The sequence below is a fragment of the Paenibacillus monticola genome, from assembly GCF_009664975.1.
Taxonomy (GTDB): Bacteria; Bacillota; Bacilli; order Paenibacillales; family Paenibacillaceae; genus Paenibacillus_AQ; species Paenibacillus_AQ monticola.
In genome coordinates this window covers 817,850-833,987 of the sequence record NZ_WJXB01000002.1, presented here as the reverse complement: position 1 = coordinate 833,987, position 16,138 = coordinate 817,850, and the positions used below count along the sequence as shown (strand labels likewise).

Sequence of the window (16,138 nt, the reverse complement as noted above, 5' to 3'; positions counted from 1 at the left end):
CTTGTGGCCACGGAACAACTAGTATTTTTTATTTTTCGTGAAAAAAACTCAATAAGTAAGGCGAATTCCATTCGATTTTGAATGAGAATTCGCCTTTTTAATTGTTTTTTCAATAGATACTAATTATTTTATAGGTTTTATACGATTCATTTCTCAGCATAGTTCGCATTATCCAAAAATCACAGAGCATCAATTAATATGATAGAATTTTGTTATGTCAAAAAGTTTAAAAGAGATTGGAGGAAGCTCGATTGGAATTGTTTGAGTATATTTTACTTATGCTAGCGGCTATCTCAGTATCAAATTTAGTGAATCGATTTGTCCCTTCTGTTTCTGTACCCATCATTCAAATCCTGCTTGGGATGGTTATTACACTACTGCCTCTGCACTACGAATTAACATTAAATCCTGAATTATTTTTATTGTTATTTCTTGCCCCATTGTTGTTCAATGATGGGAAGCATGCAGATAAAGAGGCGCTTTGGGGTCTAAAGAAACCGATTCTTTTACTAGCGCTGGGATTGGTCTTTTTGACAGTAGTAGCTTTGGGTTATTTTCTGAATTGGATCATCCCAATCATTCCACTAGCAGCTGCTTTTGCTCTGGCGGCGGCGCTTGCCCCTACGGATGCTGTGGCAGTCGGTTCGCTGGCTGAGAAGGTTGAGATCCCGCATCAAACCATGCAAATTCTAGAGGGCGAGTCCTTAATTAATGACGCATCGGGTTTGGTATCTTTTCAGTTCGCAGTAGCAGCTATGGTCACAGGTATGTTTTCATTAAAATCTGCCAGTTTGAGCTTTGTGTATATTTCCTTAGGGGGTATTATATTAGGCCTCCTATTGACACTAGTTAAATATATAATCGTCAAATGGCTGCGAAAGCTGGGCATGGAAAATGTTACGCTTCATATGCTGATTGAAGTATTAACACCCTTTGCTATTTATTTAGCGGCTGAAGAGTTAGGAGTAAACGGTATCCTAGCTGTAGTTAGTGCAGGGATAGCCCATTCTTTTGGCTATAAGAAATTGAATCCAGAGGTTGCGAAACTGAATATAGTATCGAAAAGCACCTGGTCCGTGATTATTTTTGTGTTAAATGGACTAGTATTCTTGCTATTAGGCACACAACTGCCAGACATTATCCAGACCATATGGAGCAGTTCAGATATAGGACATTTTCAAGTGATCACCTACACCTTGTTATTAACTGTGGCTGTATTAGGGTTACGTTTGATCTGGATTCTAATTATGGATATTCCTCGAAGCACGGACTTGCAAGAACCATGGCGGGATAAAATGAAGAAGGCATTCATCCTTAGTTTGGCGGGTGTGCGGGGAACAGTAACACTGGCAAGTACAATGTCATTGCCGTTTTTTTTGGATAATGGCAATCCATTTCCACAAAGGGATCTGATCATCTTTTTAGCTGCGGGTGTAATATTATGGACGCTGCTTGCTTCCAACTACCTTTTTCCTGTTTTAGTAGGAAGAGAAACGGTGGCTGAGCGAAATGAAGACGAAATTCAGGCGAAGATTGATATTCTTCGGAATGTCATTGTCGGATTAAGTGAACAAAAAACGGATGAGAACAGATTTGCTATTGGCAAAATCATTAATACATATAATGATAGAATTCGAATGCTTAAGGGAAATGAACATAAGAACAACGCCGAGAAATTAATGTGGGTTTCCACTCTAAATTGGGAAAGAGAGAATACCCTATCTGTTATGGAGAGCAAAGAAGTACATCCATATATGGCTTACCGGCAATTAAATTCGATCAATAGATTTTTATTTAGGCTCACTCATGAGGATCAGTACAAAAGAGGTTCTCTTCCGGTTACGTATTGGCAAGAGGGAATTGGGATGGTTCAACAATTCAGATTAACTATCCATGAGAGACGCGCGGAACTGGATAAATTAAGAATTCTAAATATTACTTATGTGCTGCAGCAGCTAAGAGATTTATTGAATAAGGATGAACTAGATATTGAGATTGTCAGCTCGTTTATTTTGCATTACGAAGGAAGATTGAGGAGATTGAAGGGAAGCGAAGCTGTCTCTGCTACCAAACAGGAATTCGACACAGAATTGCAAGAGTTGGCGAGGCTCGGGATTCAATTGGAAAGAGATAATATTCAGTTAATGTTCGAAACTGGGCGGATTCTAAGACCAAGCATGAAGGAAATGAAGCGCAATATAGCCTTAATGGAACATGATCTTAGAGAAGAGACAAGTTAAAAGGTGTCTCACCGTCATGAAAATGGCGGTGGGGACACCTTTTTTTGAGCTTATCTCTATTCCTCAACCGTCTTCGCCGAGCTCGGTGTGTTCTTATACGTATCCAACGGACGCACCAGAGCTTTGCGGTAGGTACTGCTGTCCCCAGACCGAGCGAATACTTCGCGGGTGGGTTTGGGATTTACCTCAAGCACGTAAATCTTTCCTTCACGGTCAATGACTAGATCCAGGGCAAGTTCGCATAAGGCTCCGAAGCTGTCTTCAAAGAAAGCTGCGGCTTCGAGACCGGGCTATGCTTCAGCATTCGTTGCAGGTCGGCAGAGGACTAGTAGAGCAGTGTCTCCGGCAGATGCTGCCGAAAGCGGGGCTTCTGAGAGAAGGTCTGATGAATCGTCCAGTTGTTGCGCAGCGGCCGATTTAAATATTCAACAAATCGTATATTAATTTTTTTTCTTACACTGCGATGATCTCACGAACATGTTGCCGCGTTATGCTGAAAACGCTTGTCCTTTAAAATTTAAATTTTTAAAAATGGGGTTTAGAGGTTAACAAGAACAGATAACAAGGAGCGTGGCGGTTAGTGAGTAATCATCATCCATTTGTAAAGAGAGTATTGAGCGGAATATTGGCAATAACGGTTCTGATCCCGTTTATTCCACCTTCACTTTCATCGACATCCACGGCCTATGGGGATGCAGCGGAGCCTAGCGGTGTCGTCATGGTAGAAGATTTCGAAAATGTTAGTTTAGCTGACTTAACTTTTGACCGTGCACGTATTTATAGCGGCAGTTTAGCGCTTGAAACGAATCCGAAATACGTCCGTGACGGGGCAAAATCCTTGCGGATTGATTATGACTTTATTGGCGTAACAGATAATCCATCCCAGGTTGCAGTGGGGCCGGCAACTCAGTTGGCGTTGACAGGCAGAGTTCCCAAAAAAATCGGGATGTGGGTATACGCCAACAACGAGGGACATGGTCTAACTTCCAAGTTCTACATTTCATCCACTGGAAAATCCAAAACGTATGAGATTAGAAGTGAAGAGGTAGGTATAGACTGGAGTGGCTGGAAGTATGTAGAGGCTGAAATAGGGAATGATTTGTCTCTTCCGGGCACTTTGGCGTTCTACTTCCAGATGAAAGAAAGACAAGTGAGTAAAAAGAATAAAGGCTCGATTTGGATTGACGATGTCAGGCTCATTTATGATGAACCGGTGGATGAAGATATGGATGTTCCCGTGTTAAGCCCAACGTCTCCCACTCCCAAACAAACGCTGACTGCCCCCGTCTCCGATATTATTCTGTCGGCGGATGATGCTAAGTCGGGCATCGACCCGGATTCGGTCCAATTCACTGTGGATGGACAAGCTGCTGCACCAGAGACCTACACCTATGATCCGATAAATAAAGCGATAACGTATCATGCGGAGGAACCGCTGGGTGGTGGTTATCATCAAGTGCTTGCGGAAGTTAAAGATTTGGCAGGAAATCCTGAAGCAGCAGAGTATACTTTTAACATTGAGCACGGCGCCATGTTTACATTAGAGGCTCCAGCGGAAGCTGTCAGCAATGAGATTTACCGGTTGAAGCTTGAGGCGAAGGATGTAGGCGAAGCCAAGAGCATGCATGCTAAGATCAAGTTCGATCCGGAGACACTGCAGGCGAATGTTGTTAACGCACGTTCCGGTTTAAGTAATGTGCAGACCATCATCGATAATGCTGGCGGTTATGTTGAATTCAGTGCAGAGGGACTGCAGGGCGACAATGCGGCAGCTCTGGCAAGCATCGATTTCGAGGTGAACAGATCCGCGAAGATGGAACGCGGCGAGATGTATAAGCAGATTACCATGGTTGGGGGCGGATTTGGGTATGGCGGCGGCCGCACTCCCGTGAATTCCTTTGCCACACCGCTGAATTATACGATCGGATTCCCGTACACTGTAACGGTCAAGGGTTCAGGGCTGCAAACACCGAATATCATCACCGTTACAACTCACATAGGAGAGCCGGTACAAGGAGCGGAGATCGATTTTACCGATGCAAGCGGCCCTCAGACTTATGTGACCGTAACCGCTGATGGTTCCAATATCTATACGAGTTCGGATAGTTCGTCCGCAGTGTTGCTGGCGGCAGCGAAGAACGGGCAATTTTTCGGTACAACAGGTAATACATCCGGATTCGTAAAAGTGTATCTGCCGGATGGAACCAAGACAGGCTACATACCAACCGCTGATGTACAGCAGAAGGATCTTACCGAAGGGTTGGGCTTGACAGATGCCAAGGGAGAGATTCATACAGCACTAGCTAACCTTGCAATAGGCACCTGGAAAGTGCAGGCGGTCAAGGATGGCGGTACCAGCGAGAGTATCAGTATGAACGTTGTTTCTCAGTTTGGTGGAGGCGATCCGAAATATGTACAAACCTTTGTTACTGAAGATATGCGTACGATGATGAGCGTAGGGTGGCAGACGGCACCAAGAGTTCAAGAAACTTCTATTCAATATGTGAAAAATAGCGATTTGATTAATGGTGATTTGACTACTGCACCAGAAAAGGCGGCAGAGCAGCTTGCGCTCTCTGAAGTGGAGGTCATCCATGAGGTCCAGGGCGGGCCACTGGGCGAAATTAAGTTCCATAAATCATTGGTTACCGGCCTCGAGGCAGGTACGGATTATCATTACAGAGTTGGCTACGAAGGACATTGGAGTACATGGTACGAGTACAAGACATTGGATGCAGCGCCAGATCAACCTGTCTCTTTTGTATTCGTAACCGATTCGCATACGAAAGGGGATAACGGGCTTGAAATCTATCAGCAATTGATCAGTGATGCTTTAACCCATTATCCGGACACCCAGTTCATTATGCATGGCGGAGATATGGTTGACGATGGAGCAATCTTGAATGAGTGGAACCAGTTCTGGGAAGCTTCATCGATCTACGCATCCTCCATTCCTTCAGGTTACACAATGGGTAATCATGATGTTAAAGGTGAAGGCAAAGAGATATTCGCCAAGGGATTGGATCTTCCGAATAACGGACCGGAGATTCAGAAGGAGTACGCCTACTCGTTCGATTCAGGTGAGGTGCATTTCATTGTGCTGAATTCCGAAGCAGACGAAGTAACCATGTCCAAGCAAGCAGCATGGCTTCGCGAGGATATTCAGAAAAGCAATAAAAAATGGGAGATTGTGATGTTCCATAAGCCTGCTTATCATACAGAAGACGGACGCGGGGATGTGATCGAATATACACAAACATATTTTGCTCCTATTCTGGAAGAATTGAAAGTAGACTTGGTACTGGAAGGCCACGATCACGTATACGCACGTACCTATCCAATGAACGAAGGGAAGCCTTTGTTGAACGGAGAGCGTGGGACTGTCTATTTGGATGGAGGCGCATCCGGCTGGAAGTTCTACGATGGAAAAAAATATGAGTATATGAATTTCATGTTTGACGATGACGTTCCGGTATACTCTGCCATTCAAGTTAGTCATGACAAAATTATTGTTCAGGCTCGTACTACGGAAAGCGGAGAATTGATCGACAACTACACGATTGAGAAGAAGGATGAGCTAACGGTGACTTCAGTGGCAGTATCACCGGCCCAACTGACGTTAAATGTAGGTGAAGAACGTGGGACTGTTCTTACCGCTACTTATAGTGATAACTCCACTCTTGATGTCACGTATCAAGCAACGTGGACTTCTTCTAATGAGAGTGTAGCTACGGTAGATGCCAAAGGAATCATTCATGCTGCTGGAATTGGCAGGACGACAATCCAGGCGAGTTACGTCAGCATGTCGCCAGTTGAAATTTCTGTAACTGTTCAGGCTGAGGGTACGGATCCTGTGCTGCTTAAACTGACAGCTGATCCAGGCACTCACACATTGCGAGTGGGTCAGACAGCTACTTCTGTTATCACGGCAGTGTATGACAATGCAGTAAATACAGTAGTCACGGATCAAGTGATTTGGACGTCATCTGACCCTGTCATTGCCTCGGTATCTGATGCGGGCATCATCACGGGTGTAGCAGTAGGCAAAGGGGTAACGATCACGGCATCGTTCGGAGGCAAATCCATTTCAATTCCAATTATGGTTACTGAGGTTCCAGCTCCGACAGTGGTTGATTTGGCCGTGATCCCCGCTTCGGTCTCCTTGACAGCAGGTCAAACGCAAAGCTTATCTGTAACGGCAAAATATTCGGACCTTTCTACTGCCCTCAAGACTTTGGAAGCACAATATGTATCGAGCAATACTTATATTACTACTGTGAGTGAAACAGGTGTAGTGACAGCGGCTGCTACAGGAACGGCTATGATTACTATTTCATACGGGGGGATTAAAAAGGAGATTCAGGTCTCCGTAACGGCGGCCATAGGCAACAACGTTGGAGGGACGACACCGGCAGCAACGCCAACACCGACAGCAACAGCGGTACCAACAGCGGTACCAACACCAACACCAGTTGTAACTGCCGATCCATCGAAGCCAACCGTAGCGAAACCTGTGTTCAACGACAGAGTAGACCTTGATAAGGTTAAAGTTATCGTGGCTAAAGGGGAGGCGGCTTCTGTTGTGAAATTCTCAGATGTCCCTGCTTCTGTGTGGAGTGCATCGTTTGTTGAACGCGCAGCTAGGATGGGGATTGTAAAAGGCTATCAGGATGGCTCGTACCGTCCTGACGTCAAAGTCACCCGCGCTGAGTTTGCTATAATGCTTGTCAAAGCTTTTGATCTGACAGCTTCAGGTGGTAACGGATTCTCCGATACGCAAGGGCACTGGGCTTCGGAGGCGATTGCAGCGCTTCAAGATAATGGAGTGATTATGGGCTACGCCGATCGTTCATTCCATCCCAAGCAGGAGATCACCCGGGCAGAGATGGTGACGATGCTGGCTCGCCTTACGAACTATGTTACCAGCACATCGGCGCAATTTTCCGACATCTCTACGAACTGGGCAGCAGAATCAATCAATGCCTTTGCTAATGCAGGTATCGTATCAGGTAAAGGTAACGGGGCGTTTAAACCGGACGAATCTGCTTCCCGCGCCGAATCAGTAGTGATGATCATCCGTCTCCTGGATAAGCTCCTAGCACCATAAGAAACATTTACTGTTTAACAGCTAATGGAACCGGGCGGACAACGGAAATTACAAAGTTGATCGCCCGCCGCCGATGTAAACAAGCTGAACAAAAAGAACAGCCCAAGAGAGGCCACTGAAAGCCCAACCTTTCTTGGTACAAACACGTATCAAAAAGACGACGTCCATTCTGTTACTTCCGAGTGGATGTCGTCTTTTTTCTCGCTGTTTGCCTTCGTAGCTCAGGTTTACTCCATCAGTTTCAATATTCGTATAAATTGACGGTGAATATCGCCACGACTCCCTGAATTTCCGTTCCTGCTTTAAATGCTCGTGACTCTTTATGCTCACCGAGTAGGTTTTGCTTTGGGAGCCTTCTTTGTAGCAACCTTCTTTCAACGGGCATCGCTTGCACTTTTTAATTATTCCAGACCTGATCCCGTTGAATAATGATCCACAGAATAAAGTTCTGAAAGATATGAAATTATAAATTAAGCAGACAGCCCTCCACAGATGTAGGAGGGCTGTCTGTTCTATATCTTCCTCTATTCCTCAGTTGTTTTCGCCGAACTCGGCGTGGTCTTGTTCTTATACATCCATAACGCGTATTCCAACGGACGCACTAGGGCTTTGCGGTAAGTACTGCTGTCTCCAGAACGAGCGAATACTTCACGGGCGGGCTTGGGATTTACCTCAAGTACGTAAATGCTTCCCTCACGGTCAATGGCTAGATCCAGAGCAAGTTCGCATAAGGCGCCAAAGCTGTCTTCAAGAAAGGCTGCGGCTTCGAGACCGAGCTTCTCCGCAGTTTTCATCACCTTCTCTGTCTTTTCCTCACTGCCAAGCCATTGCTTCAGTAGTATTTCCGCACGAACGGCGTGTCCACCGCCGTGCAGATTGGAGGTGACACTGCGGGCGGCACCGACCCGGCCAGCCATGCCGGTCAGCTCCCAGACGCCATTACCGTTCTTCTGCACGAGCATACGGTAATCGTGGAAACGACCGCTGGATAAACGCAGCGGGATACCCTGCTGCACCAGAAAACGTCCCCCGATGCACCATTGCCGGACAATGCCCTCCAGTCGAGATTGTGAAACCTTTCGCGGTGTGATAATCCGGCGATCCAGGCGGCGGCCTTGAATGTCGAATACACTGCGGGTACCTTTCAGCCTCTCAATGCGAAGGATTCCGCGTCCACCCGTTCCGTTAGCTGGTTTGAGATAGATGACTTGATGCTGCTTGAGCATTTTCAGTAAGTCCGCAGAGGAGTTATAGAGCAGGGTCTCCGGCAGATGTTGCCGAAAGCGGGGCTTCTGGGAGAAGGTCTGGTGCACGGTCCATTTATTGCGCAGCGGCCGATTTAGAAAAGTGAGATGATTGTAACGGGAACGGAAGCGCAGCAGCTGTTGGAAACGTTCGCTGCGCTGAATGCGGCAGCGGTCATAAATCATGTTCGGGAATGCCCGCCATTTGCGCGACCATTTGCCCGTGTTGGGATCATAGACAAGTGCATGAATTTGTTCTTTGCTGGTATGCACATCTGCAGGGGTAAACACAAAAACATCCAGCCCCATTCGATGGCCTTCAATAATCATTCTCCGGTATACACTTTGTTCTTCAAGCTGCTTAGCATTATTTAAATACAGGGTGAGGATGCCTAAAACGGGCTGTGGCACAGTAATTCACCTTCTTGTGGAGAAATGGTTGGGCTAATGGCACTTTGCAGTGCTCGAAGCAGCAAGGTGGGCTTGGGGCTCCCTGTTAGCGCAACGGCAGCAAGGCCAGCATTGAAGCACATCTTCAGGCTGGCAATGTCGTCACAGGCCACGTTGCATTCCAGCGCTCCGAGACGTTCCAAATGTGCGGCGAGCAGTGCCGTGCCGGTATGTCTGCTCCTATATAGCGGATGGACAGCTACAAGGCAGGTTTCCTTGCCAAAGTTCGAAACGAAGCTAACGCCTGCGAGCTGGCGGCCATTCTGGCCGCGTACGGTGGCCACCAGCAGCGAGACACCCGGCAGGGCCAGCTGATCAGGGGTGAGCTCTGCCAGAACCCTACACCCATGAAGCGTTATTCGTCTTTCCCCATATTGCCTAAGGAAATCGAGCAGTTCGGTCAAACGAGATTTCCACTGCTTAAATTCCGTGTCATAGATGGAGGATATCTGCATGCATCGTCACTTCCTTTACAGTTTCTACTTGGGTTGGCGGGCTAAATGCTGGCTGTATTGAAAGATTCGTTCCAGTGACAATTTACGGATAGCCGGTTCATCAAATTTCATTGGCCGGGAGTTGGCCTCAAAGAACCAGAGGCCTCCTTCTTCATCTACCCCAAGGTCCATGGACATCTCTCCGAGAATGGAATCAGATGCACGCTCGATCTGTCGAGCGATCAGCAAGGCAGTTGTAGGGACATTTTTCAGAATAGTAGCTGCCCGTTCGGGACCAAAGGTTCCTTCCAGCATGCTGGCGGGCTCCTCAATGCTGCCACCTCGCGGTACATGGGTGGTGATGCTACGGGCTCCGGCCAACCGTGCACCGATGCCAGTTACAGCCCAGGCTCCTCTACCATTCTTTTGCAGCAATACACGCAGGTCAAATGGGCGGCCACGATGTGTTGCCAGCTCAATCGCCTGTTGCACGATATAGTGGGTTGCCCCTTTCTCTTTGCCGATGCGTGCCCAGAGGCGGTCCATGGAGGCCGCCTTGTAAGTCAGATTTCTTTTGTCGCTTTGGATTTGTAAACGGTAGGGCAAGCTAACATCGCTTCTGTACCTAAGCCGCATAATCCCTTTGCCTGCTTTGCCGTCCTCCGGTTTCAGGTACAGGCTGGCATGATTCTTCAACATAGTCGTGAGCGTATTAGAGCTGCGCAGACGTCTGGTTTTGGGAATATGCTTAGTCGTCGCACGCGACCCTTTCAGCCATTCAAATAAGTCCCATTTATTGAAAAAGAACGGATTGTATAGATGCATATCTGGATGCTCCAGACATTGAGCTATTTTGCGGACAACAGGCTCCCTCTCTTCTCTTTCCCGGGTAGGAATCCGATTATAGATGATCTGCGGCAGCGGTACCGGGATGTTATACCATACCCTGCCGCTAGGCGAAGGGACATAGCCGTTCACGATCCGCTCATCCAGCTTTAGATCGCGGACCGTGACTACATACACTAGGTATCCCAATTCTTTTCCAGTGCGGATGATATCCCGGAAATTATTACGGTTTCCGCAAAATTGCCTTTGTTTATCACTGGTTGTCAATATGGCGATTACAGGTTTGCTGCCGTCAGGAATGCGGGTATTCACATGTCATCCCTCCTGCGGAATTTGCTGAGATACAGACAATGCTCCAAAATATGCTCGATGGAAGCTTTGCCCTCAGCACGCAGGGAAGGGTGACGGAAAATAGAGCGTCCCGGTTTAGCATTGGCTTCGAACATCCAGATATCTTCATCCTGATCAATCCCAAGGTCAAAGCCAATTTCACCCAACAAGTGCCGATGCTGAATCTCAAGCGATTCTGCCAGCTTAACGGCTGTTACTTTGGCTCGCTGCAGCACTTCGTCAGCTCTGGCACCGAATACACGACCAAGTGCCTGTTGCGGGGTAAGCAGGGCTCCACCATTTTTAAGGTGAGTCGTGACGCTCCCCCGGCCCGCCTTCTTGGCACCGATGCCGACAACGACCCATTGATTGCTACCATTCTTATGCATATGGAAGCGGAAATCGATAGGGCAACCATCAATTTCGATCAGCCTGATTCCTTGTTGAACAACATAATTCTGCAGACTATGACCATGCCGGCCCCGCAGCATACGCATCAGGCTGTCAAAGCTTGCAAAGCGCAGCAGTACATTCTTGCCATCCCGGCGATAACGGGCGAAATAGCCCTTTTTTGGCAAATAGGTAAGCCGGTAGATCCCATGTCCAAGACTGCCCGCCGAAGGTTTGTAATAGACGAAATGATGGCGGTCCAGCATATCTCGCATTTTATCCGTGCTCGGATTGCTAATCGTTTCAGGCACAAAACTGTTTGCTACACCGTCATTTTCCAGAAGCCGGTAAATATCCGATTTATTAAAAAAGCTCCAGTTGAAATAAGGAATCTTCTTACGCATAAATCGTTCGCGGAGCTGGTTTATATAGGGTGAGGTCTCGGCCCTTCGGCTGGGTAGACGGTTATATACAACATCAGGCAGGGGGACCATTTTGCGTTCGAACTTGCCGCTTCCGGTCAGAAAGTAGCCATATACCTGCTCTTGTTGCCAGTCGATGTCACGCGGCATAAATGCAAAAATATAACATTTGTTACTTCCCTCTTGCAGCAACTGTTTAATAAAGCCCGTGCGGGAGCCGAAAGGCTGGGCTGAAGAAGCTGGCCCATCAGACAATACGCCAACCAGTGGTCCAAGCTGGAATTCGTCATTCTGAAGATTGCGCAGATAGATACCGCCGGTATTCGGAACCTTAATCGCTCGTTTAACACCTGAAGCGAGGAACATATGCTTGCCGGCTCGCTTGATGGGTTTAATCATTGCCGGTATCGTATCCTTACCTAGACGTAGCCGGATATTTTTCTTTCCGGATAGCTTCAAGCTTTTCATCAGCGAACCCGATACGTATACAACTCTTTGAGGCTGCTTGGTGAAATGCACATTGCAAAAAGTGAGACCCATTGATGAATCCTCCTTAGGAACCATTGTTATCATTCTCCTGCTTGTAACAAAAACTGTCCGCAGGCAGGATTGGTATCCGCCGGTGCGTGAGCAGCAAATGGCGCGCGTAGCGCAGCGGATTCTCATTGGCCAGTCGCAGCGCCCGGTGGTCGCCCGTCAATTGGAACGCCGTTCGTCCTGGCTTGGAATTGGCCTCGAGTAGATGAATTCGGCCACCGCGATCGAGACCGAAATCAAGGCCGAGCTCGCCCAATCTGCCGCATCGGGCTTCCAGCAAGGGAGGCAGGAGTGCTGCTTCTGTGGCGATCTCCTCCATAATATATTTTCCAGCAGAGCCATACTCGGCTTTCAGAAAAGGCAGGACTGGAACAGCCGTTCCGCCTCCATGCAGATTCGAGGTTAGCGAGCCTTGGCTTCCAAGTCTTACAACCATACCGGTGAGACTCCAGGCACCATGGCCGTTTTTTTGCATCAATACACGGACATCGAACGGCTGTCTTTCACTGCTGGTTAGGTGCAGATAGGGCTGGATAATATAGTGGCGTGAGCCGATGAAGTTCTGAATCCACTCCAATCCTTCCGCCTGCGTGTCGAATATATATTGAAAGGGCGTATTAGCCCCATCTCTTCCTTTTATCCTCATTGCACCCCCAGAGCTTTTGTTCTGCAGTATTGCGTGCAGAGTTCGTTTGCCATGTGAACCAGCCGTTGGCTTCAGAAAGACGCCGTATTCTCTTTCCGCGAGCATGATGTCCAGAATACGGTTGCCAGTATAGAGCTTGGTTTCAGGCAGGAGCACAGCTGCTCTGCGGTTTTCCCTTAATATTTCATAGACCCCCCATTTATCGGGCAATCCGCGTGACCAGGGCAATGTTTCAGAAAGAGCGGCGAGTGCTGCTGAAGCTGTTCTTCGTTCTCTCGGACTTTCGTAAAAACAGCGATTGTACACTATATCAGGCGGAGTGGAGAGGGTGCTTTGCCAGCTCCCGTCTTTCCAGCTATAACCGGTTATGGTTTTTCCGTCTGCCGCTACCCCATCCGGGTGAAACACGAGGACTTCCAGGTTATACAGCGGGGCTGCCCGACATAAATGACTGCAGAAGACTGGTTCTGTGATAGGTGGATTCCCATGGCGATGTCCAGTCATAATGCCGAGGAACCCCACTGCTGCTTCCGTCATAATGTCCTCCTTATATCCCGGCCAAATAACGGCAATACAGAATCATTTGCTTGACCGACGGTCTTATTTTTTGATCGTTAAGCGGTGTATTATCATTCTTTGATGGTTTGGAATTAACTTCCAACAACCAGATCCGGCCGGATTGATCCAGCGCTAGGTCGATCCCAAGCTCCCCGAAATGAGCGGGAATATAGGTTTCAACACCACGCGCTATGGCCAAGGCTGCACGTGGTAGCTGTAGCTGCACGCTTTCCTTCGTACCGGGAGGAAGACTGCTCTTGCCAATCGCTTCACGAACTGTGCTTAAGGTGCCACCTCGGGCTAAATTCGACACGAAGTTATTGCTTCCGGCCGTGCGGGCAACAATCGAGGTAACCCCCCATTTACCGGTGCCGTTCTTCTGCACGAGCGCCCGGAAATCTACGGGTCGCCTTCCCAGTTCCATCAGAGGTAAACCCTGCTGAATTTGATAACGTGTGCTCTTCATCTTGGGTGTAATGCTCTGAAAGAGCTTGGTGAGACTGGGATAAATCTGTTTGCGTGTACCAAGCGGCGTAGTAGACAACAGCCGATAGCTTCCACCTTCATCCTTAGAAATGCGGAGAATACCTTTGCCGAGACTGCCGCGCACGGGCTTCAGGAATACACTCGGGTAGTGGTTGCACATCTTTTTTAAGACGGCGAAGCCGCTTAAGGCATGGGATTCCGGCAAATACCGCTGCAGGGCGGGATCATGGCCCAATGCCTCGAATACTTCTGTCTTGTCGAGAAATTTTTCGTTGAAGAAATGAGTTCCGTAGCGTGATTTTACATCCGCCAAAAAATGCTGTACGCTAGGTTTGTTCTCCATTTTGCGTGTCGTGAGTCGATTGTTGATGACGTCAGCAATAGGTAAACTCAGCTTCCGCCAGCCCTCACTGTATACCCAGCCTTGGATGGAAGAGCTGCGTTGCTCCAGCGCCTCCGGAGTGAAGAAGTATACATAGGCACCCTGTGCATGGCAGGCATTCGTCAATTCCCGGCAAAATAAGGTGATCGGGCCAAATAGCCTGTCGGGATTATTCGGATGGTCGCGACTTACTAGCACTCCAATTAATGGGCCCAGCCGCAAAGTGCGGTTTCCTGAGTTATAGGAAACGCCTAGTGTCTGTCGAGGGTTCCAACCGATCCGCCGCGCCAGCCCTTCACTTACACGCAGATTTTCGGATTTGGGAACTGGGATGACGGTAACCTCCTGTCGGAAAGAGCCGAACGCCAGCTGGACAGTTCCGTGTGCCGGGATTTTGAGTCTTTTCATGGATCGGTCGCCAAGCATTATGGCGTTTTCCTGCAGGATGCCCGAGTGGACCGTATGGACCGGGATCTTGAATTGGGACATCGTGGATCTCCTTCCGGTAGGCAGCATGATGCCGGCAATTTGATAGCTAAGGGTTACATATCATTCATCATATGGAGACATCTGACCCTTGGTGATTGACCTATATTTTTAAAAGCCGTGCCTGCCGAATTAAATCAAGCAGACAGGGCAAACGAAACGAGCAATCTGGAGTAACCCAGTGGAGCAAATGCTCACAAAACTTAAGCGTATGCTTACGAAGCAGTTTTGTACGAAGTAACTCAGTGATGCAGATGCTCACAAAACTTAAGCGTATGCTTACGAAGCAGTTTTGTACGAAGTAACTCAGTGAAGCTAATGCTCACAAAACTTTTAGGAGGAATCATAATGAATGTTTATGACAAAGCACATGATTTGGCACGGGCGATTAAAGAGAGTAGTGAGGTCGCGGATATTACCAGCGCGATGAAGCTTGTGGATGCCGATCCTGACAGCAAACGGATGCTGGATAACTTTCGGCAGAGTCAGTTAGATTTGCAGCAGCAGATGATGACTGGAGAGATGCCTCCACCGGAGGAAATGGAAAAGATGGAGAAGCTGTTCGAGGTATTGAATCTGAACCTTGGCATTCGCCGCTTGTTCGATGCGGAGCGCCGCTTAAGTGTAGTTATCGAGGACGTAAATAAAATTATTACGGATAGCTTGTCCCAGCTTTATGGCAATCAATAAAGTATTCTGTCCTAATAAACAAAATGAAGGTGTTTCTTGAGCCACTTGGCTTTAGAAACACCTTTTTTTCGAAAAAAATTCCAGCCCTTGACTCATAAGAGCAATGGACTGGCATAATGAATTGCAAGAGTATTCACAAAGGAATTCGGCTCTTCTAATCCTGCTTGCCTTCGATTACACAGAGCAGAATACCCGCAGCCAGACCTAGACGCCGATCCAGCCGTCTCTTCTGATCCTCGGAGAAGTCGGCAATGATTTTGGTAACGAACGGATTGAAGTTCTGTTTGAAGATCGGAATGCTGTTTCCGTCCATCTCCACCTTATAGCTCTGGGGGATGAAGCTGATAAAGCGCCGCAGCAGAGCCAGAGCAACATTATTTTCCTTTATTTTCCCAATTTCCTGGTCATTTTTGTCTAGTATTATCCATTCATCTATCAGAATTGATTTGAGTCCTTTGCGGCGAAGAGCGCCGACATGTTCCCCAGTTTCCGAATCTACCACATCATAAGTAGCCCCAAAGTCAATGATGCTGCGGGCCTTGATACGTAAAAGCTCTTTATTCATGCTCTCATCGGTGAACAAGGCAATATCCTCTTTTATTTTGAAAGCCTTCATTTGCGAATAGAGAACGAGCTCCTCCGAACTATCATAAATATGCAGCTTTGCTCCTAGAACAGAGAATACTTTTTTGCGGATTGTATATTGAGTATGATTAAATGCATTATTCAATTCAAAGTCGCCTCCCCAGAATAAAGCAATCATCTCATATATAAGCAGTATATTCCATATAAATGCCTGTAAATGAACTACAAGGCGCTAAAATACCAAATGTGCATTCATAATTTTCCTGGACTTGTCTCATATTTCAAGAACAACGTTCATAGAGTAG

The 16,138-nt window shown here is 47.5% G+C and carries 11 protein-coding genes and 1 pseudogene; 4 read left to right on the top strand and 8 right to left on the bottom strand.

What is annotated here, in order from left to right:
• The first annotated feature begins 251 nt into the window (after positions 1 to 251).
• Entirely contained in the window at positions 252 to 2,240 is a 1,989-nt protein-coding gene (locus GJB61_RS08270) for a Na+/H+ antiporter (protein WP_154117981.1), read from the top strand.
• 56 nt (positions 2,241 to 2,296) lie between these two features.
• Here GJB61_RS08270 and GJB61_RS31145 read toward each other — a convergent pair.
• A pseudogene (locus GJB61_RS31145) lies at positions 2,297 to 2,527 on the bottom strand (YheC/YheD family protein); the annotation flags it as partial.
• Between the two features lie 5 nt (positions 2,528 to 2,532).
• On the opposite strand from GJB61_RS31145, the gene GJB61_RS32130 reads away from it, so the two are divergent.
• Positions 2,533 to 2,661, top strand: a complete 129-nt coding sequence (locus GJB61_RS32130; RefSeq protein WP_267490782.1) for a hypothetical protein — start codon at positions 2,533 to 2,535, stop codon at positions 2,659 to 2,661.
• A 159-nt stretch (positions 2,662 to 2,820) separates the two neighbouring features.
• A complete protein-coding gene (locus GJB61_RS32365; RefSeq protein WP_154117980.1) occupies positions 2,821 to 7,347 on the top strand; it encodes an S-layer homology domain-containing protein in 4,527 nt (1,508 codons plus the stop codon).
• Between the two features lie 524 nt (positions 7,348 to 7,871).
• Here the strand turns inward: GJB61_RS32365 and GJB61_RS08255 are convergent.
• The 6 genes from GJB61_RS08255 to GJB61_RS08230 form a co-directional block, all read right to left on the bottom strand.
• Positions 7,872 to 9,002 (bottom strand): YheC/YheD family endospore coat-associated protein, encoded by a 1,131-nt coding sequence (locus GJB61_RS08255; RefSeq protein ID WP_338115710.1) that lies wholly within the window; start codon positions 9,000 to 9,002, stop codon positions 7,872 to 7,874.
• A complete protein-coding gene (locus GJB61_RS08250; protein WP_154117979.1) occupies positions 8,984 to 9,325 on the bottom strand; it encodes a hypothetical protein in 342 nt (113 codons plus the stop codon). The genes GJB61_RS08255 and GJB61_RS08250 overlap by 19 nt, the downstream gene beginning before the upstream one ends.
• A 195-nt stretch (positions 9,326 to 9,520) precedes the next feature.
• Positions 9,521 to 10,633 (bottom strand): YheC/YheD family endospore coat-associated protein, encoded by a 1,113-nt coding sequence (locus GJB61_RS08245; protein ID WP_338115709.1) that lies wholly within the window; start codon positions 10,631 to 10,633, stop codon positions 9,521 to 9,523.
• Complete coding sequence (locus tag GJB61_RS08240) at positions 10,630 to 12,003, bottom strand: YheC/YheD family endospore coat-associated protein (protein WP_154117978.1); 1,374 nt, start codon at positions 12,001 to 12,003, stop codon at positions 10,630 to 10,632. Before GJB61_RS08240 ends, GJB61_RS08245 begins: the two co-directional genes overlap by 4 nt.
• A 13-nt stretch (positions 12,004 to 12,016) precedes the next feature.
• A complete protein-coding gene (locus tag GJB61_RS08235; RefSeq protein WP_154117977.1) occupies positions 12,017 to 13,183 on the bottom strand; it encodes a YheC/YheD family endospore coat-associated protein in 1,167 nt (388 codons plus the stop codon).
• Between the two features lie 10 nt (positions 13,184 to 13,193).
• Entirely contained in the window at positions 13,194 to 14,561 is a 1,368-nt protein-coding gene (locus tag GJB61_RS08230) for a YheC/YheD family endospore coat-associated protein (protein ID WP_154117976.1), read from the bottom strand.
• A 345-nt stretch (positions 14,562 to 14,906) separates the two neighbouring features.
• Here GJB61_RS08230 and GJB61_RS08225 point away from each other — a divergent pair, with 345 nt between their 5' ends.
• Positions 14,907 to 15,248, top strand: coding sequence for a YlbF/YmcA family competence regulator (locus GJB61_RS08225; protein WP_154117975.1), 342 nt, complete (start codon positions 14,907 to 14,909; stop codon positions 15,246 to 15,248).
• Between the two features lie 154 nt (positions 15,249 to 15,402).
• Here the strand turns inward: GJB61_RS08225 and GJB61_RS08220 are convergent, their stop codons facing one another.
• Positions 15,403 to 15,978 (bottom strand): LURP-one-related family protein, encoded by a 576-nt coding sequence (locus GJB61_RS08220; protein ID WP_229521531.1) that lies wholly within the window; start codon positions 15,976 to 15,978, stop codon positions 15,403 to 15,405.
• Positions 15,979 to 16,138 lie beyond the last annotated feature (160 nt).